Below are 23,104 nucleotides of genomic sequence, written 5' to 3' on the forward strand. Positions count from 1 at the left end.
TCCTACAAACCTAAGATTTGTTCTATGAATTTTTTTGCATCATTATCATAATTAAATTTACTAATTATTTTCTGTTTTGCATTGCACCCAATGTAACTTGCATCTTCTCTTTTTTTGCATATTCTATTAATAGTATCTATATAATCTTGAGGTTTTTCACAATGGTAATAGTCAACTTGATCAATCATTGGAATTCCCTCTATACCAATATCATTAGTCAATACTGGAAGTCCCAAACTCATTGCTTCTAATATTTTCACCTTTATTCCAGCTCCCATAACCAATGGTGCCACCAGGCACATAGATTGCGCTAGTTCTTTACCTACATCCTCAACAAATCCTTTGATTATGACCCGGTCACTAGCATATGATAATAGTTTAGCTTTAGGTCCGCTTCCAATAACAACAAATTTAATTTCCTTGTCTTCAATTTCAGGCAAAACATTCTTTATAAACCATACACAGCTTTTCCAATTTTCCTCCCGTGCCATTGCTCCATAAAAAACCACTTCGTTACTACCGTTATTGCATAATTTTCTGTCAGACAAATTTTGATAAAAAACAGACCATATTATGCTCTTTCCCACATATCCATCGCCACAAGATAATTTATAATCTTTTTCATTATTAAAAACAACAAGATTGCATTGATTTAAATACCGTATTTCTAATTTTTTTACTCGTCTAGCTTTGCATGCAAAAAATGCCTTCTGAAACACATTTTTATAGAAATCACGTTTCCGTTGCATTCCCAGATACGAAACATCTTCTTCTATAGCAACAAATTTTGCGTTTGCCCATATTTTTTTTAAAATCGGCAAAAAGAATAATATTTCTGTCCACTGCATTATTATTATATCCGGTTCATAATTTTCGTCCTCCAATTCCCGGAGCATTCTTCGCATTCCTATTCTATAATCAATTGTTGTCAATCCCGCATATTTATTGCAAATTTCCAGTTTCGATATCCATGCCAATCCTCTTTTTAATTCATTAACAATTCCACCTCTAGGTCTGACATACATATTATAATTTATTCCATACAAATCCAAATCTATTTTACCTATCTCATCTGGTTTGCAGAAAGTAGCTAACCTTAAGTTAATGTTTTTTTCTTTTGCCATCTGTTTTAAGTACCAATTTTGTGTTTTACCGCTTGCATGTGATACCGAATCATATGGAACCATTAGCGAAACCCATAAGACTTTTTTCATACTTACACTAACCTCCGTAACTTACTTTCTAACTTTCATATATATATCATACATATATCTTTCAATGTATCCCAGGCCAAAACATATCTCAAATATTATTCGTTCAACAATGCCTCCATCCAAATAGTCTTGCAAATATATAAGCATACTTTTATGAAAATTTTTAAACGCCTTTACCTTTCCACCGTAATGTTTTTTTATTGATACCGAATGAAAATGGTCATACCTGCATTTTGGCAGAACAGCCTCTTTATAACCGTTCCGCAGAAGCCGTCTTGCCAAAATATTTTCTTCGCAATAAAGAAATGTTTTTTCATCGAATCCATCAATCTTATCATATGCCTCACGCGAAATTGCAAAAAAAGAACCCTCAACTACACCAACTGTTTCAAAATGATTTTTACTACTTAGCATTTTTCTTTTTATCTTTCTTTTGTCTAAGTTGAACCAAATCAAAAAAATAGATTCTATCAGTCCCCAAAACTTTGGTAAATTCCAAATATTATATCCTTGATTTACTATCGGTGCAACAACCCCTATATCTTTGTGGTTATTAGATAGCTTATCCATTTCTTGCAATACAGGATTCTCAAACCGAACATCTGGGTTTGATATAAAGAACAACTTGGGATTATAATTTTTTTCAGCATATCTGCATCCAAAATTGTTTCCATATGCATATCCACCATTTTTATCAGTCTGTATAACATCTATTTTATCTGATTTCAAACAGGTCAATTTAGACAATGAATAATCTGTCGAGCAGTTATCTACAACAACAATTTTATCAATTGCATTACACATTTTTGCCATTTCTACAAATTCCAACGTTGTCTCAGCATCGTTATAATTCAGTACTATCAAAAAATTCTTCAAGATTATGATCTCCATTAATAATACATATTATCTTGTCAAAAAATTTTCTCCATTGCTTATTCTTTTTCTCCAATAATTTAACAAATCATGCATTGTCTGTTCAAATGGAATTTGAGGTTCCCATCCAGTATGCTCTTTAAATTTTCTACAATCTGGCACCTGTAAATCTGCATCTATCGGTCTTAATCTTTCCGGATCAGTAACAACTTCTATTTTATCCTTCATTGTCGAGTACGAAATCAAAGTATTCAATGTGTCACCAACTTCACATGTATATGATCCACCTATATTGTAATATTCTCCAGCAATAGGATTGACAGTAACTAACATATAGTAAGCCCTTACAGCATCTCTGACATCAGCATACGTCCTAAGTGATTGCAAATTACCTACCATAACTTTTGGTTCTATTAATCCAGCCTCAATCATAGCAATCTGCTTTGCAAATGTGGACTCATGAAATACATCGCCCCTTCGTGGTCCTGTATGTGTAAACATGCGAGTAGTCATAACCGTCATCCCATAAGCCTCTGCATAATATCTTCCCAACAAATCTGTTCCAACTTTTGATATTGCATATGGCGAAGCTGGATGAAATGGACATTCCTCATTAATTCCTGCTTCTGGTTTTTTTTCTTTTGGAATTTTTCCGAACACTTCTGATGATGCACATACATGAATAATCGGCTTATATGAAGGATCTTCTTCCATTGCCAAATGTATTGATTCTAACAGTCTGGCAGTTCCCAGAATATTAGTATTAAGTGTATCAATTGGTGCTGTAAAACTGGTTAATGGATAACTCTGTGCAGCCAAATGGAACACATAGTCAGGCTTTATCCTATTTACTACAGTAATTAATGACACCTGATCATTCAAGTCGGCATATTCAAAAAATACTCTATTTTTCTCATTTACTCTTTCTAACAAATGACTAACATTGTCTAATGGACTTCTCCATCTGCAGACACCATAAACATCCCAATCCGTATTTTCTAATAGAAAATCTGCCAAATGTGAACCTACCATTCCTGTAATTCCTGTTATTAACGCCTTCTTTTTCATTTTTATTCATTCTCCATTTCTCTTTGTATTTTTGTTGTAAAACTTTCTCTTTTTAATATATTCATATCATATAGATATAAACTTTCCATCTGAGTTATGCTTGGCCTATTTTGATAAAAACCTTCATCTGGTACAGATATTGTGTATTTTAGCTTACCTTTTTTAATTCTATTGATTTCATCTGCAATTCTCACTCTGCTTATCAGCTCATTTCCAGCAACATTCAACACAAAATCCGTAAATTCCTCCCAGTTATTAATCATCCACTCTACAACTTTGACAACATCAGATACCACAATACAATTTCTGTAAAAAGGATGATAAACATCTGCTATCTCTCCCTTCTCCATACAGGACATACAATACGATACAAATCTATCCTTGCTCGAAGCTACATACGATAATCTAATAGCCTTAAAATAAGCTGATTGTTTAAATTCATCTTCAACCGCTTTTTTCATTCTACCATATGGAGTCTTTGCCATTGTTTCACTTTTTTCATTATAGATGAATCCATCAATATCTCCAAATACTGCATCACTTGAGAAAAATAGTACTCTTATATTTCTTTTTATTGCTTCACTTATAAATTTTGTTGTTCCAATCACATTTATATTCCAGCACATTTCATATTCCTTTGCACACATATCCGGTCCAGAAATTGCTGCTGTAAAAATAAGGTATGATAATCCATCCAATAAATCAAAATTAAATTTTTCGCAATCTTGTAAATCTAAATATATATCAGCTAAATCGCTTTTATCAAATTTTACCACCTTGGCAATATTGCTACAAGTCTCAAAATGTTCAATTAAGAATTGTGCGATATATCCTGTGCTCCCAACTATTCCTATGTTCACTTTTTATCCCTCATAATCTTCTGCTGTATACTGTATAATTCTCGAGCCACCATTTTCAAATTCGAACGGAACATGCAATAAACCACTCATTGCATTAATTAAATTCTGTTTATTTTCTGGCTTAACATAAAAAATCAAAAAACCTCCTCCACCAGCGCCAAGTAGTTTCCCTCCTAATGCACCTGCTTCGATTCCTTTCTTATATAATGCATCAATGCTTTCTGTACTAACCTTTTCCCCGGTAGTTCTTTTGAGTTTCCATGTGTAATCAAGCAGTCTGCCAAATTCATCTAAATCGCTATTCTTTTCCACCAAAATCTTTTCAGCTTCATCTACTAAAGAATACATTTCTTTTAACTTTTTTATTTTATTTTCATTCGACTCTCCTGCATTATTCGCTTTTTGTATATCAGATGAAAATCTCGTAAATCCAGTAAAAAACATAACTAAATTATAATTCAACATACTTTTTCGCTCTGGTGAAATAATAACCGGACTTACTTTATATCCATCCTCATTAAAATCTATTCTATTAAAGCCTCCAAATGCTGCCGCTATCTGATCCTGCCAGCCGCCAGCTTCCGCACATAATTCTCTTTCTAAGTAAATTGCTTCATCTGCCAATTTTTTCTTATCTACATATTTTCCTTTTAATGCATAAAAGGCATTTAACATTCCCACCGCAAATGAACTACTTGTACCTAGTCCTGACTGTGCTGGTAAATCAGCTTCATATGTCAATCGTAATTCATGCATATCCAACATTTTCATTGCATTTCTAATTGCAGGATGTTGAATTTCATCATATGTATTTACATATTCCATTCTAGAATATGTTAAATGGGTTTTATAATCAAAAAATCTCGGCAGATGTCTAACAGTAACGTAACAATATTTATCGAATGTTGTTGACAAAACTGCCCCTCCATACTTTCTAAAATAATTTTCCATATCCGTTCCCCCGCCAAAAAATGACATTCTAAACGGAGTTTGTGATATAACCATTAATTGCCTCCTTCTACGATTTCATCTAATATTTCGTTCATTCTATCCCAGCTAAATTTGTACGCTTCGTTTTCTATTTCCTTTTCAAAATGCCGTTTATCATTGCATTTATAAAATTTAACTATCGCCTGTCCAAGTTCTTCTGCATTAAATGGCGGAACAACATAGCCTGTCTTTCCATCCGCAACAACTTCTGGCAATCCCCCTACATTTGTAACAACTACAGGTTTTAAAAACTCATATGCAATTTGAACAATTCCGCTTTGTGTTGCAGATTCATATGGTAGAATAACCATGTCTGTTGCTGTAAAGTACTTTTCTACATCATCATCCGAGACATATGCATCTTCTATTAATATATAATTCTCTATGTTTAAATCTTTTATTATTTTTAAATAATGATCCTTTTCTCCTCCAAAATCACCTACAATATATAACTTAACATTAGGTATTTTATTTTTTATAATACTCAATGCTTTTAATAAGTACTTCAATCCCTTATATTCTCTAATCAATCCAAAAAATAATAACACAAATTCATTTTGAGCAACATTTAATATTTTTCTTGCATCATCTTTTTCCAGTTGACTCTTATTAAAAACATTATATGTGGGTATTACAGCCTTTTTATAACGTGCATCTTTTTTTACCGAAAGTAAGTCCACTTCATCTAACTTGGAATGAACAATATAATACTTTCCCTTCTTCAGAGTAGCTTGAGTTAGCAGTCTATCCATAGGAAATCTTTCATGTGGAAAAACATTATGACACACAAATAAAATTTCCTTTGTCTTTAATAAGCTACATATTATTTGATAACAAGGTGCAAAATACGGATGCCACCACTGAAAAACCACTAAGTCCGGAGATAACTTATTTATCTTTTTTGCAACATGAACCCAGTTAAAAGGGTTTGCTGTATTTATACAATAGTTCGTGCCGTCAACTTTAAATGTATCGCTTTCATAATCCTTTTGTTCTTTTTTATACATAAATTTAGGATATTGCATCTTATATGATAATGCAATCACTTCATGCTTTTTCGCAAAAGTCTTGCACATCATTCCCATGTAGTGTGCTATCCCGCCTTTATAAGGATACACAGGGCCAACCATTACTATTTTCATTTTATTTTTCCTTCCTACTTTCTTAGATTAAATACATAATCCTATGCATAAATAAAATTTTCTTTATGATAATGGAGCCTCATCTTTTGCCTCATCAAATGTATTATCCATGCATGCATCAGAAGAATAGTACATTTTTCTTACCTTATATTGTACATCCTGCATTATTTTTCTATTTGCAGATATTACATCAGCAAGCATACCCATTACAAAAGTTTGTACCCCTATAATGATAAGCATAGCACATAAAATCAACGATTGTACATTTCCTCCTCCTACACCGTTCACTAATCTAACAATATATCTGATTCCCAATATAATTCCACCTAAAATAGGAATTGTAGAAAGTGTAGTAAATGCCATCAATGGTTTATACATCATATAAGCTCTGATTATTGTAAGCATGGATTTCTTTATATAACCAAACATACTGCTGAACAGTCTTGACGGTCTCAGTTCAGCATTCGTACGTATCGGCACTGATGTCATGGCAATCTTACCACGCCCAGCCTGTACAATTGTTTCCAGTGTATATGTATATTCATTCACTACATTCATCTTAAGCGCTGCTTCTCTGCTATATGCCCTGAATCCAGATGGTGCATCTGGTATATCTGAATTAGAAGCCTTACGCACAACCCAGCTTCCAAAATGCTGTAATTTCTTTTTAAGCGGCGAAAAATGTTTTGTCTGATCAATAGGTCTTTCCCCTATGACTATATCTGCTTTTTTATCAATAATAGGTCTTACGAGTTTCTCTATATCTTCACCGCAATACTGATTATCCGCATCCGTATTCACTATTATGTCTGCTCCATGTTTCAGGCATTCGTTAAGACCTGCCATAAACCCCTTTGCAAGTCCTTTATTTCTCTTAAAGCTCACAATATAATGCACGCCCCAATTTCTTGCTACTTCAACGGTGTTGTCTTTACTTCCATCATTGATAATCAGATACTCTATTTTATCAATTCCATCAATATGTTTTGGTAAATCATTTAATGCTACCTCAAGTGTCTCTGCTTCATTATAACAGGGAATCTGTATAATCAGTTTCATCTTTTAGTTCCTCACTTTATTTTTTTCTTATAATGTAATAATTTTCATTTTCATATAACACGGTACCTTCCATTGGTTCTGCCCATGCCATTTTATCCACAACATATGTCTTTCCACTTTCTATTTCATCCAGCTCACCTTCCGTGATTCCAGTAACTTTTGCTTCCATAAATTTTATCTGGAAAGCAACTGCACGATAACCATCTGTTGCACACACAGCAAACTCTTCTATTCCATTCTCACTCAAATAATCACACGCTACTTGAAACTGAGTCTCATAAAGCGGCATATTAATGACATTTGGTGTATCCTTATACAATTCCGCTACATGATAATTTGCATTATATCCACTAAATACACACATACCAGTCCATATGCCTATCAAAGCGATTTTTCCCATTTTTTTATAATTATAATATATGACTGCAATAAATATCATAAACGTAATTCCAACAATACTGCTTTGCATTACTGTAAAGCGATTCTGTGTCGAGAAATATGGCAATAACACTGCTGGGATTGCCCAATAATTAAATGCATTATTCTGATATATCCTCGTCATATATTCTACAAAAACAGACAATACAACGCTACCTGAAATAATCGCTATCCAGGTTTTTCTTTCAATGCCTCTACAACATTCTATCATTCCTAGCAGCAAAAAGAAAGCAAATACTGTTTCCCAGTATCTTCCATATATGTAAACATCATATCTCAATGTATCAAGCGGTACCTTTGCTAATGCCAAATCTAAAACTGAAACCATCTCTGTTCCGACCAATGCCAGTCCAACAAATACATAGAAATATTTCAAATCATTCTTTTCTTTTTTTTCTTTAATGTACGTTTTTATTCCACTGCAAATTCCAATCAAAACAATGCCAAATGACCCTATTATTGCATACCAAATTTCTCCCAATATACATTGTATTCCGGAAATCAAAAAATAAAAATTAACTTTGCTTCCAACATTTTGTGCTTGACTTGCATATGTATTATATGTATAAGAACGTCCTTGTTTCTCATGCACATTCAGGTACTGCAATACTCCCTGATTCAGTGCAAGCATAAATGCCAGCGGCAACAGAAGAATCAGCAAGCTCTTCCAATCTTTCTGCCGGATACTCCGTGCCAGCACAACTATTGCATAAGCAATCACAACTGCCAATGAACGGTTATGAATAATATAAGTGTATCCAACTGCCAACCCTGCGCAGATTCCCCACCGTATAGCATATGTTTTTAAATATTTAAGCACAAAATAAATACTTAATAGCACAAAGAAATAAAGCCACATCTCCGATAGCATAACTGCTCCCTGGAAAATATAACTGGTATAAAGTGATACTGCTGTTGCACATAAGAGTAACAGGTACTTATTTACATCCTGCGCCAACATTTTTGCAATACTATAACACAAAAGCAGTACTCCACAGCTTATCAGCACATTGAAAAGCATTGCCACCCGATAGACTGTTATTATATTGCTGCTAAATGCCATCGGAATTGCCAGCAAGGCACTATATCCCCATGAATAAAAAGAACTTGCATTTCTCAATACGCCTGACCAGTTTCTTCCAGTGAACGTTGCTGCATGGGAAAGATACCCATATACATCACCTGAGAACCAGCCAGTAAACTGTGTGCTTGTAAGGAGATGTACAATAAAGCAGAGCAGAACCGCCAGACCAACTGCAACTTTCTCTTTCTTTTTATCTGTCCATTGTATCATCCATTCCATAAATCTATCCCAATCCTTTCTACTCACTTCCTTGTACCTTAACTAATGCTCCCTGATTTAAGAAAGCAGGTTTGCCCACATATTCATAAATATGGTCTGTCAGATTGCCACTCCAACCGGAATGCAGATGTCCCGCCAGAACTGCTACCACCGGACTGCCATCTGCTGTCAGCAGATTTAAAAATTCTTCTGTTTCCGGCGTTAATTCATAGCCACAATCTTCTCCCAACAGAAGTGATTTATTTACTGTTCCAAAATCACCGGCATCATACTGCACAACCAGTTCTCCATACTCATTTTGAAGTGTCTTCCTCAAATCTTCTGCCCCGGCTGTATAAATTGGAACATGACAGATTAAAATAATCGGTTTTCCCTTTTTATATAAGCTTTGAAATCCCTCTAGAGCTTCTGCTGAAATCTGTGCAAATCCATCTACCTGATAATCCCGGATAGATGCAACATAGAACTCTCCCATATCAAGGCTCTGAAACTCGCAGTTGTTATCTTTAAATACTTTAAGGAATGTTTCATCCGTATCCACAAAGGTATTCTCCCACGGAATATAGGAATCATGATTTCCGTAGGTATATAAGTATGGCATCGTAAGCTCTGACATTTTTTTCTGAACGGTCTGTATGTTTTCTGTAGAGCCATAATCAATCATATCTCCGCCGGTAAGAAATGCATCGACCTTGCTGTCATTGGCATACTGTATCCAATGCTCTATATTTTCTCCTGATGGAATACCTGCATCATCCCGAAATGCACGGGTTTCGGTATTTCCAAACCAGCCCAGATCATCTCTGTTTTCAAAGATTGCCTGGTCATCCGTCATATAAAGGAAGGTGTAACTTCCCTTTACTCCATCTACGGAAATAGGAACTGTCTCCATTTCCAAGCCATAATCTTCCGGTGCAACACTGTCTGTAAATGCAGTTTCATGCACTTCTTTTCCACATCCACTTAAGCATAATGCACTTATTAAAATAAGAATTACTGCTCGTTTTCTACTCTTCGTATTGCCCATTTCATCTACATCACTTTCTTATCTGCCCTCTAATCTTCCATACTGCACATAATGCTCATAATACCCCTTCCAGTCATTTCCGAATGCCTGCTGCAAATCCGCATACTTATTACGATAAGCAGCTACATCAAAGGTTGCATTTCCTCTTCTTCCCTCTGCCATTCCACAGTTTACAAAATGTGCAAGGACTGCTCTGTCATCATTTCCAAAGGCTGCTCTTATATCCGGATAAAGATTGATATAATAATTATAATCGTATACAGAAGAATAATCTACCCCATTATATACAGTCAACGGATTAACCAGTTCTGTTACGCCACTGGTTACACGTTTTTCCGATTTACCGGCATATAGATAATGCAGATAATACTGTTTTAAATCCATTCCAAAAGCTGCCCTAAGGTCAGAATACGCATTCCGATAAGAATTTATATCAAATGCCTCATTACCCCGCCGTCCTTCGCCCATTCCATAATTTACAAAGTGAGCAAGAACTGCCATATCATCATCTCCAAAGGCTGCCCGGATATCCGGATACTTATTTACATAATAATTATAATCATAGACAGGAGAATAATCCACTCCATTATAAACCGTTACCGCATCAAAGTTGTCAACCGGTCCGGATGCAATTCTGTGTTCACTCTGTCCATAATATACATAGTGAAGATAATATGATTTAAGGTCATTTCCAAAAGCCATTCGAAGATCCTTGTACCGGCGTTTATAAGAATTTACATCAAAATATACAATTCCCTGCCGTCCTTCCTTCATTCCATAATTCAGGAAATGAGAAAGCAGACTGTCGGAACTTCCGCCACATACGGCTGCCACATCCGGATTATGTAACATATAATAATCCGGGTTGTATACTGCCTCATAGTTCACTCCTTGATACCAGGTGGAATAGGTAGAATAATTCCGCATTCTTGCAATATAATCATTTACAATACTGTTTCCGTAGCCCCATGCAGTTGCCCAGCCGATTCCCGTTGGATTCTCATGTTTGCCAAGCCATTCTACATATGGTGCACTGCCTTTATTTACAAGGCTGTAACGCGGGTCTACGACTTCCTGATTCAATGGTTCTGATGTCGCATATGCTTTTAAATGCTGCACCTGGGCACGGATTCCCATACGAACGGTTGGAAAGCTGTTACCCGGATTGCCATTACCGGTAGCACCAAGTCCTGCAAAGTTAAACTGCTCAATATGGACATCTCCTCTGTAACGGAGAAATCCTGTTTCCTTCATTGCCTGCGCGAATGCCACCTCGGCACGGACGCCCTCGGCATTACATTCTTCCATATACATCATGCAGAATACATAAATATTTGGTGCATCCGTATTGGCGTAAAATGCCGGATAAGCCTGATTTGCCTGATAATAATTAATCATCTGTCCAATGGTAACCGTTGTCGGTCCCATAATACTGTATCCACCGTCATAATATGTATTTATGGTAGAATTGACCCCATTTACTACCTGCGTAGCTTCTGTCGGTTGTGCCAGCATGAAACATGCTGCCAGCACTAATGTTAATAACCTTTGCGCTCTTTTCTTTACTTTTCTCTTCATTGCATCTCCGATTCTTTCTTCAGTTCAAAATTTCCGGATAACAAGCTTAAATTAGGATTGTAATACTCGTCACCTTTTTCTAAAACATCTTTCCATTTTTTCGCCATATAATCTACTTCGCCCTCAAAACGATTTCGTTTCTCCAAAGTATCTTCCTTTCCTCTGGAAATAGACTCATGGTGATACAATAACGCTTCTGGATCATATACTATTAAATAGCCCGCTTTTCTTACTTTCAGGCATAAATCGATATCATTAAAAGCCACTGCCAGCTTTTCTTCAAATCCCTTCACTTTCTCATAAACTTCTTTTTTCGTGAGCATACACGCTGCTGTTACAGCATTCAGATTCTGCTGGATAATTCCTCTTGCGAAATAACCACAATCATCTGCCGGATGTCTGGATAAAGGATGCCCGGCAATTCCACCCATGCCAATAATAACACCTGCATGCTGCACCATATTGTCCGGATAAAGCAATTTTGCTCCTACGATTCCAACTTCTTTACGTTGAACATTTGCAAGCATTTCACTCAGCCAGTTTTCCCTGATTACTTCTATATCATTATTCAAAAACAGAAGGTACTCTCCATTCGCATACTTTACTCCAAAATTATTTATTGCAGAATAATTAAACTTGTCCTTCCATATTACAACCCGGATGTTTTCACGCTGCTCTATTGTTTTATAATATTCAAATATTTCATTTGTTGTACTATTATTCTCTACAATAATAATCTCATAGTTTTTGTAATCTGTTTTCTGTATAACCGACTCTATACAACGCTCCAGTATTTCTTTCTGGTCTTTATTCGGTATAATAATTGATACCTTCTTATGTTCACGTATTGGATATATCACATGATAAAATCCCAGATGCTCTGTCATCACAACCTGACATCCATCCTCTCCCCTGCGTTTTAAGTGGTCTTCTATTGCTCTTTTTCCAGCTTCATAACAATACATTTTGCTTTCCTGATTTGCTGCTGTTGAGCCCGGATGACAACGCCAATGATACAATACTTTCGGAACATGTTCTACATGCTTGCTTTGTTCTATACAACGCAATATAAAATCATAATCCTGTGAACCGTCATATTCTTTTCGGAAGCCACCCACCTGGTCCACAATACTTTTTCTAGCCACAAATAAATGGCAGATATAGTTATTACTCCGAATCAAATCCAAATTATAATCTGATTTGAAATGAGGTTCAAAATAATCCTTTAAATCAAAGGAAACTTTATCTTCATCGGTATAAATGACATCTGTTTCATCTTTATAATGCTCATTCATCCATTTTACGACTTCATAAAGTGCATCTGGTGCCAGTATATCATCATGATCCAGTAATGCTATATAATCTCCCGTTGCGATAGACAACGCCGCATTGGTATTTCCTGCTATTCCGAGATTTTCTGAAAGGCAAAGCATCTTTATCCGCTTATCCTTTTTCTGATAACTTTCAACAACATTTTTAACGGTATCCTCTGTAACGCTGCCATCTCCAATGCACAATTCCCAGTTTTCATAGCTCTGATTTCTTACGGAATCAATCATCTCCTTCAAGAATTTTTCCGGTGTTTTATATGTAGGCACTATAATACTGATACATGGTTCATAATCCAGCTTTTCTGCCCTCTGCTTTTTCAATTTTCTGGCATTCGGGATATATTTTTTTCTCCAGACATTATAAACCTCTTCTGTATCCTGAAACCGCTTTTTTATTCTGTCACAATACTTCTTCCATCCAAAGTTTACCAGATAATGCCAATCATCTATGAACAATTCTTCATCTCTATTCTTTAACATGTCGAAAAAATTTTCATATTTTCTGTTTTCTTCCCTGGCCTGATCTACTAATTTATTGCATTCCACAATAAATTTTTCAGAAGTTTTTCCGCCTTTTAAAACAACAGTGTAAATGCCTTTATTTTTTTGCGTATTTTTCCACTTTACCTCAAATCCAAATTCTTTTTTACTTTTCTCTAACCCAAAATTTTCATTTACATCAGCCCGATACTTTCTTTTCAACATAATCGTTTCCTGCTGACCATCTTCATTTATAACGCTCAACTCTACTGGTACACTGTCTATTTTCTGCATATCAATAACTGATGTGGTAAATCCCCAGCCATCAATAGATATAATTTCATTATTATATACGGTTTGCTCGATATAATACTTGATTTCAGGCTCTACCTCGAATTCCATATATTCCTTTAAGTTTGCCTCAAACAATATTTGTCCACTTTCATATCCAATACCAATATTGCACTCGTTCTGATTCTCCACCTCAAATTCCACATCTATTACAAAGCCGGAATTTAAGTTAATATTATAGTCTTTATACATTTTTTGGACATCTGCTCTGTCTATATATTTCATATACATTTCAGTTTGCTTATTATTTATATAAACCTGCAAATTTTTGTTTTTGCCACTTTTAAGAAATGCCCAACCTACAATTTGTAAATATGCCCTGTTATCATCATTGACATAGCAACAAATTTTATCAATACTATAAATATATTCTTTTTCTTCAATTGCAACATGTTCTCTTATCATTTTTTCTTAACCCTTTTCATTTTATCTGCCATATCACGGATAGGTTTTGTTATTTTCCATGACCTTGAATTTATGATTGCTTCATACATTTCTTTATATTGTTCTATCTGGAAATTTAAATTTTCCTTTTCAAGTTTTAAATTCTCATTGTTTTTTGATAGTTCATTATTTATCTCTATTTGGTTCTTCAATAAAGCTTCTTTGTTCTTTCTTTCTTCTACTTCTAATTGTAATGCAGCTTGTCCCAGTCGATTCTTTTCTCTCTCATCCCTAATGATAAAATCTATATTATGAATGATATCTTTTGAAAAAGCATTTAAATTTATTTTTCTATAAACGATGTTTAAGCATCCATCTTCTTCTCTTGCCTGCAATAAAATCTGCGGATCACTCGTTTCAAAGAAAAAAATCTTATTTGAGAGTTCAACACCATTTGTTTCTATCTTTTCTTTTTCTTCGCCCTGCGCATTATAAATATGTTCTATGCTAATGATACATGGCTCCTCAACCGGATCTAGTCGGAGTTGCTGCATTCCCTCTGGAATTTCTACTTTCACCTTCAGGTTTCCATCTTCTAATTCCTGCACTTTTTTAAAGTAAGAATTTTCTTCTTTAAAATTCCTATCCTTTCCATAGAATACCTGCATAGTTTCTTCAAGTTCAACTGCGGAAAGGATGTGATTTAAATCTACAGTTTTATGGTTCATCATTTTCGGCATATCTCGTAATGGAATATTATCATCCATGATATACTGTTGAAATTTCTTTTCCATTTTTGCAAATTGAATCTGTTCTTGTGGAGTTATTCCAACCATTTCCATCAAAAAATCCTGTTCCATATTTCTTCTATTTTCCAGGCGGGCATACCAATAAGCTAATGTACGATATATAACAAATTTTACCGGTATAGGAAATTGAAAGCTCCACTCATAATCAATAACTGTCCAGTTATTATCCTTTACGATAATATTATCAAACAGCATATCAATATCTGTTATTTTTAAAGCATACTGTGTTTCTTCAAAATGCACCATACCAAAAACTTTTTCAAAAGAGGGTGTAATTGTAAATACATCCTTATCTTTTAATCCATATATTTTTTGAGCAAACTCTGATATGATTTGAAAAACTTTGTCCATCTCATTTTTTTCAAAATATGAGTCAATAATTTTATCTAATCCATTCCCCTCTACCATCTCAAAGTTTATTTCATCATACTCTTTTTGGCATCCGGAAACATTAAGGGCTCCTTCAAATTGTCTTTTTAAAGGTGCATAATATGATGCTATATTTTTTATATGTTCTCTTGCGCTCTCCGTTGTCGCTCTTTTTTTTAAAAGCTTCTTATCCCCATTTGCAAAAATCTCTGTACAAATGGCGAATTGATTGGCTCTATCATTAGAATATTTAACAAAAAGAATTTTATCCATTCTCTTTTAGTCTCCTTTTTTTATCCTAAGCAAAAAAGAATTGGAAAACTCCGGGAAAAGTCCGGCACCAATAATTCCATCGAATGCTTTTGTCTCATCAAATAAAAGCAGACGGCTTCTGTCAAAATTTCTTATATTCATACTTAATTCCGCCTTCTTAGGCAGATATTCATCAGAATATATTGCCATCGGAAACTTATAATCCGGATATGGATAATAAAATTTATATTCCAGATTGCTTATTTCCTGTAATATATTCTCTATTTCTTTTTTTGAAAAGTTTCTCATCTTATGGTTATCAAAACCTATATAGTCCTGTATTCCACTAAAATAATCAGAATATAATTCTTCCTGACAACCTGACCAATACTTCATTCCTATACGATTATCACACGCTATTAGTATTTCTCCACCGTCTTTCAGATGATTAAATGCACTTTTTATAAATGTATGATATGGTTTTTCATCAGCAAAATAATCAGGTGCTTTTGCAAATGAGCCGACCATTACAATATAATCATAATCTCTCTCTAACTCATTTTCCATTTTGTCATATGTTCCTGTAAACACTCTGAGATTTTCTTTTTTACTATTTCTGCATTCATTTATCTGTCTTTGCAAATCATTGTTTTCAAGACTTGTCACCTGTAATACTTTATCAGCAATACATCCTGTAACAGCCCCGCATTCTGCATCTATTTCTAATACTTTTGCATCTTTCTTAAAAGGATACCATTCCAGAATATTTCTTCGCATAGGCGAAAGATGATATAGAAAAAAGAAGTCCTTCTTTTCAGATATAATTTTCTGAAAATCATCCTCAGTATATTGCTGCACTATTTTGAGCAGTTCTTCCATTTTCTGGTTTTCAGTATTATTTTTTTCTGCCTTTTCTACTATATTCAAATCCTGACCCTACAACTTTCTCTTACTCTTCTATCTTCTCCACTGTCGTAACAGAATTCATATCATAAAAACCTACGGTATTTTTATCTGAAACCACCGTCACATTGCATACATCATATAATCTGTGGTATACCTGGAACTCACCGTCACGATATCCGGTACAGCTCATGGACAATAAGTATTCCCCTCCCTGCAGGAACATATCCTGCTCAAAGGTTGCAACATAAGTCTCCCCTTCTTTTGCCAATGGAACATCCTTCTTCTCATACATGGTATTGGTTCCGGTTATTGCCACACCCTGTATATTTTTAAAGGTATAGGTAAATATCGGATCATGAACATCCTGTTTAAATTTTACTTTGGATTTCAGCCGGAATCGTGTTCCTTTTACAATTGCATTGGTATAATTACCATTCTCATCTATTATGGCAAAGTCTTCAATTTCAGCGGCACCATTGCCATATTCATCCACATCCGGATTCAGATTGTAATGATTCTTCCACTGTCCTTCGCAGGCAGCCTCTTTGATTTCCTTTTCATCATCTTCTTCCAAGGAGCTCATGTCCATCTGGTGTGCTGCGATTTCCTCCGCCTTATCCTGATTGACCATGATTCGCTTATACATGCTTACCATTTCTTTTGGTGTACCCTCTGCCAGCTTCTTTCCTCTGTTTAAAAGTACAACACGGTCACAGTATTTGCTGATACTGCCCAGATCATGGCTGACAAAAAGGATGGTTTTTCCCATTTTCTTAAAATCTTCAAATTTCTTGTAGCATTTTGCCTGAAAGAATACGTCTCCTACCGACAACGCCTCATCGACAATCAGGATTTCCGGGTCAATATTAATCGCTACCGCAAATGCCAGCCGCACAAACATACCACTGGAATATGTCTTGACCGGCTGATGCACAAAGTCACCGATATCTGCAAAATCAAGAATATCCTGCATCTTTGCATCAATCTCTTCCCTGGAAAAACCAATCATGGTTCCATTAAGGTAGATATTCTCAATTCCGGTATATTCCATATTGAAGCCTGCGCCCAGCTCCAACAGTGCAGAAATTCTTCCATCAATCTCTACATGACCACCGGATGGATTCAAGACTCCGGTAATAATCTTAAGAATCGTAGATTTTCCGGAACCGTTGGTTCCGATTATGCCAACGGTTTCTCCTCTTTTTACATCAAAAGAAACATTATGCAGTGCATAATGTTCCTTATATAATTTCTTTCGTGTCAAGCCTAACGATTCCTTCAGTCTGTCTGAAGGTTTATCATAAAGCTTATATAATTTGCTTACATCATCTACTCTAATTGCTACTTCGCTCATATCCTATGCCTTCCTATAATACATCTGCAAAATGAATCTTCAACCGCTTAAATATCATGGTTCCGATACCGAATAATACCGCTGTCAGAAGCCAGAAGTATAAAGTCAGTGGTGCATTTTCCCAGAACCACGCCTTATTAATCAACGCATCCCGGTATCCTGCCACAATATAGTACATCGGATTCAGTTTGAATATGGTAATCAGCACTGGAGATAATTCCATGGTATCAATGTTCCACATAATCGGTGTCATCCACATCCCAACCTGCAGAACAATGTTAATCACCTGTGTTAAATCACGGAAAAAGATTACAATCGCACAGGTTGCATACACGATTCCCAATACCATAATAAACATGGCAAAGGTATAATACACAATCTGCAATGTATATAAATCCGGATAATAGTGATATGCACTATACAGCACCAGCGTAAATACTACGAAGAATACATGTACAAACAGTGCAGATACTACTTTCACAATTGGGAGAATACTTATCTTAAATACAACCTTCTTAACCAGATAGCTGTATTCAATCAGTGCATTGGTTCCACCATTTAATGCATCCTGGAAGAAGAACCAAGGCACCAGACCTGCAACCAGCCAGAGTACAAACGGAACATCAATTCCGGCTCTGGTGTTGATTCCGCCAGCCTTTAATCCCTTTTCAAATACGAACCAGTATACCACTACCGTTACAATCGGCTGTATAAATGCCCAGATAATACCAAGGTAGGAACCTGCAAATTTAGTTTTAAAATCATTCTTTGACAAATTCCAGAGCAGCTTTCTGTTCTGATACACTTCTTTCGGAAGAACAATCAGCTTTTTACCTGCTTTTAATGTAACAATAAGAATGATATCTAATACAACACACGCAAGGATTTTAACCAGAAGATACCGAAGCCACAGGCTGTCCTTTACCAGCTTCGCAATTCCCCAGTTCTCTGTATTCCATACCAGGTAAGGATCCTCTTTTTCTGCTGTCAGGTTAATACCGTCTGAAACATTATTCTGTTTTACTTCCTGCAGACGCACTGTTTCTGAAAAAACATTCTGATCTATTACCGCAGTTTTTCCATTACTTTCAACGGTTATGCCGGAAATAGTTGTCTCGGATGCTCCGCTTCCCAAATCAAAGCGAAGATATGAAGCATCTGCCGGCACGGTATATTCTAACGTTTTCTCTGTTCCAGCTTTTTTATAATTCACTCCGCTGCTTTGTTCTGCCTTGAAATCATCCGGCATTTTCTGTCCGTCTGTCAGATAGAACATCTCCATATAATTTTCTTCATCGGATGTAAGTGTTACCTTTACCGTAACCTTCTTCTCACTTAAAGCCGGTTCATATCTGAAAACCAGGATGTTCGCCAATATACCAAACAGTACCACCAGCAGGCTGGCTGCGAGTCTCTTCTTAGACATATCATTTACTCCTTATGTTACTTCAACTGCCTATCAGTCTTTCTTGCAGTTATTCTTATTCTCTGCATATGCCTTGATGCCATGCCATACTTTATCTTTGTCGGATAAAATCAAGTCTGCCTCTGTCATTCCTTCCGGCATCGGCCATTCTACTCCGATATCCGGGTCATTCCACAGAAGTCCGCCCTCATCGTTTGGATGATAGAAATCAGTAACTTTATAGCAGAATTCTGCATAATCACTTAATACGATAAATCCGTGTGCAAAATCCTTTGGAATGAAGAACTGTTTCTTATTCTCAGCAGACAAAGTAACTCCAAACCATTTTCCAAAGGTTTCAGAACCTTCTCTTAAGTCAACTGCGACGTCAAATACTTCACCGTTTACTACACGCACCAGCTTGTCCTGTGGATAGTTTAACTGGAAATGAAGTCCACGGAGCACACCTTTCTTGGATGCAGACTGGTTGTCCTGTACGAATTCACAGTCAATTCCTGCTTCCTTGAAATCATTATAGTTATAGGTCTCCATGAAATATCCTCTTGCATCTCCGAATACTGCAGGTTCAATTACTTTTAATCCTTTGATTCCATTACAGTCGTTTGTTACTTTGATTTTTCCCATTTTTCTCTTCCTCGCTTTTCTACAATAATACCCAACTCTATTTTATAATCCGTTAGCAACGTCTATCAGATACTGACCATATGCAGTCTTAAGTAATGGCTGCGCCAGCTTCTCTAACTGTGCTTTATCGATGAATCCTCTCTTGTATGCAATCTCTTCGATACAGGAAATATATAATCCCTGACGTTTCTGGAATGCTGCTACGAAGTCTGCTGCATCAAGAAGCATGTCATGGTTTCCGGTATCTAACCATGCAAATCCTCTTCCTAAGGTCTCAACCTGAAGGGTTCCACGGTTCAGATATTCATTATTAACACTTGTAATTTCAATTTCTCCTCTTGCAGATGGTTTTACATTCTTGGCAATCTCTACTACATCATTGTCATAGAAATAGAGTCCCGGAACTGCATAATTGGATTTTGGCTGAGCCGGTTTTTCTTCAATTGACAATGCTTTACCATTCTCATCAAATTCTACTACACCGTATTCTCTTGGATCTTTTACATAATATCCGAAAATGGTTGCTCCTGGCTGGCTCTCTGTACGCTCTGCTGCACTGCGAAGCACTTTAGAGAAGCTCTGTCCATAGAAAATATTATCGCCTAATACCAATGCTACTGCATCATTTCCAATGAATTTCTCACCGATGATAAATGCATCTGCAAGTCCTCTCGGCTGTTCCTGTACTGCATAAGAGAAAGACATTCCAAGCTGGCTTCCATCCCCTAATAACTCCTCAAATACCGGAAGATCTCTTGGTGTAGAGATAACCAGCACCTCACGGATTCCTGCTAACATCAGTGTAGATAATGGATAATAAATCATTGGTTTGTCATATACCGGCATAATCTGTTTCGATACTGCCTTTGTCAATGGATAAAGTCTTGTTCCGGATCCTCCGGCTAAAATAATACCTTTCATGGAATAATCTCCTCCTTAATCATATTGTTTACGTTCTCCAACGCATTCTCTCACTCAATAAATCATTTAATTATAACATATTACATCGTATTTTTCATCTATATTTTCCTTAATAATTTCTGTAGAACCTATAGAAATACTGGCGAAAACGCATAAAAAAAGCGGACAGGTCTTGTATTTTCCTATCCGCTTCTCTTTCTATACTTCTATTTATTTATCTTTATACATATCTGCATAATATTTCTGGTAGTCACCACTGGTTACATTGTTCATCCAGTCTTCATGCTCAAGATACCATGCAATTGTCTTCTTGATACCATCTTTGAACATGGTCTCCGGCTCCCAGCCAATCTCAGCTTTGATTTTGTCCGGAGCGATTGCATAACGTCTGTCATGTCCTTTACGGTCTTCTACGTAAGTGATTAAATCTTTGCTTACATTTGCTTTTCTTGGATCATCATCCGGAAGAATCTCCTGTAAAGTTTCAATAATGATGTTGATGATTTCGATATTACGCTTCTCATTGTGTCCACCGATGTTATAAGTCTGTCCAAGACGTCCCTGCTCCTGAACCATATCGATTCCCTTTGCATGGTCATCTACATATAACCAGTCACGGATGTTCATTCCATCACCATATACCGGGAGTTTCTTTCCGTGTAAAGCATTGTTGATGATTAACGGAATCAGTTTCTCCGGGAACTGGTAAGGTCCATAGTTATTGGATGTATTGGTAATATTTGCCGGGAAATGATAAGTATCAATATAAGATTTTACTAACATATCAGAAGATGCCTTACTTGCAGAGTATGGGCTGTGTGGCTGATATGGTGTTGTCTCATAGAAGAAGCTCTTTCCATCATCCGGAAGGGAACCATATACTTCGTCTGTGGATACGTGAAGGAATTTCTTACCTTCCTTGAAGCTTCCATCCGGAAGTTCCCATGCTTCTTTTGCACAGTTTAACATAACTGCAGTACCCATTACATTGGTATGAACGAATACTTCAGGGTTTTTGATACTACGGTCAACATGACTCTCTGCCGCGAAATGTACCACGCGGTCAATGTCATTTTCTGCAAACACTTTGCGGATTGCTTCTTTGTCTGTAATATCTGCTTTTACAAATGTATAGTTGTCTCTGTTCTCGATGTCTTTTAAATTTTCCAAGTTTCCTGCATAAGTTAATGCGTCTACATTGATAATACGAATCTCATTGTCGTATTTACGAAACATGTAGTGAATGTAGTTTGAACCAATAAATCCGGCTCCTCCAGTTACTAAATAAGTTCTCATCTTATTCTCCTCCTGATTTAAAAATCGTTTTATTATGGCACAGTCCTCATTTATTTGTCAACTTTTTAGAAGTTTGTGCACATTTTTGTACATGATTTAACAGTTCTATTCTTTATCCAGTCTTTTCTTTCTCTCTTCGATTGCCTGCAGTTCCATTTCAAAATCCTGCCGGTTCTTCTGTCCAATGGTCTGCAGGATAAGTCCCGAGAAGAATGCCTGGGTTGCTGCCAATATCGTAAAACAGCAAGCAAATAAAGTCGGGAAGTTCGGCACCATTCCGGTCTTTGCATATACTACCAATACCGGTATCAGGAAACCAACTCCAAGAGCAGCCAGTATAAATGCAATAATGCCAAAGAATGACATTGGCTTATAGGTCCGGTACAGTCTTGCAATGGTACGCAGCACCTTAAACCCATCTGAATAGGTATTCAGCTTAGATACACTTCCCTCCGGTCTGTCACGGTACTCAATAATCACATTGTCTACCTGCATATTCTTATCTGCTGCATGAATGCTCATTTCTGTTTCAATTTCAAATCCCTTGGATAATACCGGGAATGATTTTACAAACTGATAACTGAACGCTCGATAACCTGTCATAATATCTTTAATATCCGTGTGGAAGAAAAGATTGATAGATTTACGCACCAGGGAATTACCAAAATTGTGGAATGGTCTGGTATTTTCCTGGAAATAAGTAGAAGAAAGTCTGTCTCCTACTACCATGTCTGCTCCATGCTCTAGCACCTGTTTTATCATCTCCGGTGCTGATTCTGCCGGATAGGTATCATCTCCATCTGTCATGATATAACATTCCGCATCAATTTCACGGAACATTCTTCGAATAACATTTCCTTTTCCCTGCTGATATTCATAACGTACGACCGCACCGGCACTTCTTGCGAGCTCGTCCGTTCCATCATTGGAATTATTATCATATACATAAATAACAGCTTCCGGAATTACCCGTTTAAAATCCTCTACTACCTTTACGATTGTTTTACTCTCGTTATAGCAGGGAATCAATACTGCAATTTTATCCATTT

19 protein-coding genes are annotated in these 23,104 nt (G+C 36.1%); all 19 read right to left on the reverse strand.

Going from position 1 to position 23,104, the window contains the following annotated elements; translation table 11 throughout:
- Positions 1–2 precede the first annotated feature (2 nt).
- The 19 genes from OCV43_RS02195 to OCV43_RS02285 all read right to left on the reverse strand — a co-directional run bounded on the left by OCV43_RS02195 (position 3) and on the right by OCV43_RS02285 (position 23,102).
- Complete coding sequence (locus tag OCV43_RS02195) at positions 3–1,214, reverse strand: glycosyltransferase (RefSeq protein WP_227700528.1); 1,212 nt, start codon at positions 1,212–1,214, stop codon at positions 3–5.
- A gap of 21 nt (positions 1,215–1,235) precedes the next feature.
- Positions 1,236–2,090, reverse strand: a complete 855-nt coding sequence (locus tag OCV43_RS02200; RefSeq protein WP_227700527.1) for a glycosyltransferase — start codon at positions 2,088–2,090, stop codon at positions 1,236–1,238.
- Positions 2,091–2,117: 27 nt separating this feature from the next.
- Positions 2,118–3,155, reverse strand: a complete 1,038-nt coding sequence (locus OCV43_RS02205) for a GDP-mannose 4,6-dehydratase (RefSeq protein WP_227700526.1) — start codon at positions 3,153–3,155, stop codon at positions 2,118–2,120.
- A gap of 2 nt (positions 3,156–3,157) precedes the next feature.
- On the reverse strand, positions 3,158–4,015 hold the full coding sequence (locus OCV43_RS02210; RefSeq protein ID WP_262623307.1) for an NAD-dependent epimerase/dehydratase family protein: 858 nt from the start codon (positions 4,013–4,015) through the stop codon (positions 3,158–3,160).
- Between the two features lie 3 nt (positions 4,016–4,018).
- Positions 4,019–5,020 (reverse strand): GHMP family kinase ATP-binding protein, encoded by a 1,002-nt coding sequence (locus OCV43_RS02215; RefSeq protein ID WP_118056498.1) that lies wholly within the window; start codon positions 5,018–5,020, stop codon positions 4,019–4,021.
- Positions 5,020–6,147: a glycosyltransferase gene (locus tag OCV43_RS02220; RefSeq protein ID WP_262623308.1), complete on the reverse strand. Its 1,128-nt coding sequence runs from the start codon at positions 6,145–6,147 to the stop codon at positions 5,020–5,022. The genes OCV43_RS02215 and OCV43_RS02220 overlap by 1 nt, the downstream gene beginning before the upstream one ends.
- A 63-nt stretch (positions 6,148–6,210) precedes the next feature.
- Positions 6,211–7,206: a glycosyltransferase family 2 protein gene (locus tag OCV43_RS02225; RefSeq protein WP_118056500.1), complete on the reverse strand. Its 996-nt coding sequence runs from the start codon at positions 7,204–7,206 to the stop codon at positions 6,211–6,213.
- 16 nt (positions 7,207–7,222) lie between these two features.
- Positions 7,223–8,947 carry a hypothetical protein gene (locus OCV43_RS02230; RefSeq protein WP_227700524.1) on the reverse strand — a complete coding sequence of 575 codons (1,725 nt, stop codon included), beginning with the start codon at positions 8,945–8,947 and terminating at the stop codon, positions 7,223–7,225.
- Between the two features lie 19 nt (positions 8,948–8,966).
- On the reverse strand, positions 8,967–9,974 hold the full coding sequence (locus tag OCV43_RS02235; protein ID WP_262623309.1) for a metallophosphoesterase family protein: 1,008 nt from the start codon (positions 9,972–9,974) through the stop codon (positions 8,967–8,969).
- An 18-nt stretch (positions 9,975–9,992) separates the two neighbouring features.
- Positions 9,993–11,552 (reverse strand): glucosaminidase domain-containing protein, encoded by a 1,560-nt coding sequence (locus OCV43_RS02240; protein WP_262623310.1) that lies wholly within the window; start codon positions 11,550–11,552, stop codon positions 9,993–9,995.
- Entirely contained in the window at positions 11,549–13,906 is a 2,358-nt protein-coding gene (locus tag OCV43_RS02245) for a glycosyltransferase family 2 protein (RefSeq protein ID WP_262623311.1), read from the reverse strand. The genes OCV43_RS02240 and OCV43_RS02245 overlap by 4 nt, the downstream gene beginning before the upstream one ends.
- 209 nt (positions 13,907–14,115) lie before the next feature.
- A complete protein-coding gene (locus OCV43_RS02250) occupies positions 14,116–15,549 on the reverse strand; it encodes a hypothetical protein (protein ID WP_262623312.1) in 1,434 nt (477 codons plus the stop codon).
- Positions 15,550–15,555: 6 nt separating this feature from the next.
- A complete protein-coding gene (locus tag OCV43_RS02255) occupies positions 15,556–16,455 on the reverse strand; it encodes a class I SAM-dependent methyltransferase (protein ID WP_227700519.1) in 900 nt (299 codons plus the stop codon).
- 22 nt (positions 16,456–16,477) lie between these two features.
- Positions 16,478–17,788, reverse strand: a complete 1,311-nt coding sequence (locus OCV43_RS02260) for an ABC transporter ATP-binding protein (RefSeq protein WP_118177098.1) — start codon at positions 17,786–17,788, stop codon at positions 16,478–16,480.
- A 13-nt stretch (positions 17,789–17,801) separates the two neighbouring features.
- Entirely contained in the window at positions 17,802–19,214 is a 1,413-nt protein-coding gene (locus OCV43_RS14165; protein ID WP_227700517.1) for an ABC transporter permease, read from the reverse strand.
- A gap of 33 nt (positions 19,215–19,247) precedes the next feature.
- Entirely contained in the window at positions 19,248–19,838 is a 591-nt protein-coding gene (gene rfbC, locus OCV43_RS02270) for a dTDP-4-dehydrorhamnose 3,5-epimerase (RefSeq protein WP_022244498.1), read from the reverse strand.
- 42 nt (positions 19,839–19,880) lie between these two features.
- Positions 19,881–20,759, reverse strand: coding sequence for a glucose-1-phosphate thymidylyltransferase RfbA (gene rfbA, locus OCV43_RS02275; protein WP_227700516.1), 879 nt, complete (start codon positions 20,757–20,759; stop codon positions 19,881–19,883).
- Positions 20,760–20,969: 210 nt separating this feature from the next.
- Positions 20,970–22,055, reverse strand: a complete 1,086-nt coding sequence (rfbB, locus tag OCV43_RS02280) for a dTDP-glucose 4,6-dehydratase (protein WP_022244503.1) — start codon at positions 22,053–22,055, stop codon at positions 20,970–20,972.
- A 105-nt stretch (positions 22,056–22,160) separates the two neighbouring features.
- Positions 22,161–23,102: a glycosyltransferase family 2 protein gene (locus OCV43_RS02285; RefSeq protein WP_118639076.1), complete on the reverse strand. Its 942-nt coding sequence runs from the start codon at positions 23,100–23,102 to the stop codon at positions 22,161–22,163.
- Positions 23,103–23,104: the final 2 nt, after the last annotated feature.

It is taken from the genome of Roseburia amylophila, from assembly GCF_025567465.1.
Lineage (GTDB): Bacteria > Bacillota > Clostridia > Lachnospirales > Lachnospiraceae > Roseburia_C > Roseburia_C amylophila.

Coding starts and splice junctions, on each gene's coding strand:
- rfbC (WP_022244498.1), bottom strand. CDS start 19,838: ATGGGAAAAATCAAAGTAACAAACGACTGTAATGGAATCAAAGGATTA.
- OCV43_RS02235 (WP_262623309.1), bottom strand. CDS start 9,974: ATGGGCAATACGAAGAGTAGAAAACGAGCAGTAATTCTTATTTTAATA.
- OCV43_RS02225 (WP_118056500.1), bottom strand. CDS start 7,206: ATGAAACTGATTATACAGATTCCCTGTTATAATGAAGCAGAGACACTT.
- OCV43_RS02205 (WP_227700526.1), bottom strand. CDS start 3,155: ATGAAAAAGAAGGCGTTAATAACAGGAATTACAGGAATGGTAGGTTCA.
- OCV43_RS02195 (WP_227700528.1), bottom strand. CDS start 1,214: ATGAAAAAAGTCTTATGGGTTTCGCTAATGGTTCCATATGATTCGGTA.
- OCV43_RS02215 (WP_118056498.1), bottom strand. CDS start 5,020: ATGGTTATATCACAAACTCCGTTTAGAATGTCATTTTTTGGCGGGGGA.
- OCV43_RS02230 (WP_227700524.1), bottom strand. CDS start 8,947: ATGGAATGGATGATACAATGGACAGATAAAAAGAAAGAGAAAGTTGCA.
- OCV43_RS02285 (WP_118639076.1), bottom strand. CDS start 23,102: ATGGATAAAATTGCAGTATTGATTCCCTGCTATAACGAGAGTAAAACA.
- OCV43_RS02260 (WP_118177098.1), bottom strand. CDS start 17,788: ATGAGCGAAGTAGCAATTAGAGTAGATGATGTAAGCAAATTATATAAG.
- OCV43_RS14165 (WP_227700517.1), bottom strand. CDS start 19,214: ATGTCTAAGAAGAGACTCGCAGCCAGCCTGCTGGTGGTACTGTTTGGT.
- OCV43_RS02220 (WP_262623308.1), bottom strand. CDS start 6,147: ATGAAAATAGTAATGGTTGGCCCTGTGTATCCTTATAAAGGCGGGATA.
- rfbB (WP_022244503.1), bottom strand. CDS start 22,055: ATGAGAACTTATTTAGTAACTGGAGGAGCCGGATTTATTGGTTCAAAC.
- OCV43_RS02240 (WP_262623310.1), bottom strand. CDS start 11,552: ATGAAGAGAAAAGTAAAGAAAAGAGCGCAAAGGTTATTAACATTAGTG.
- rfbA (WP_227700516.1), bottom strand. CDS start 20,759: ATGAAAGGTATTATTTTAGCCGGAGGATCCGGAACAAGACTTTATCCA.
- OCV43_RS02245 (WP_262623311.1), bottom strand. CDS start 13,906: ATGTATAAAGACTATAATATTAACTTAAATTCCGGCTTTGTAATAGAT.
- OCV43_RS02250 (WP_262623312.1), bottom strand. CDS start 15,549: ATGGATAAAATTCTTTTTGTTAAATATTCTAATGATAGAGCCAATCAA.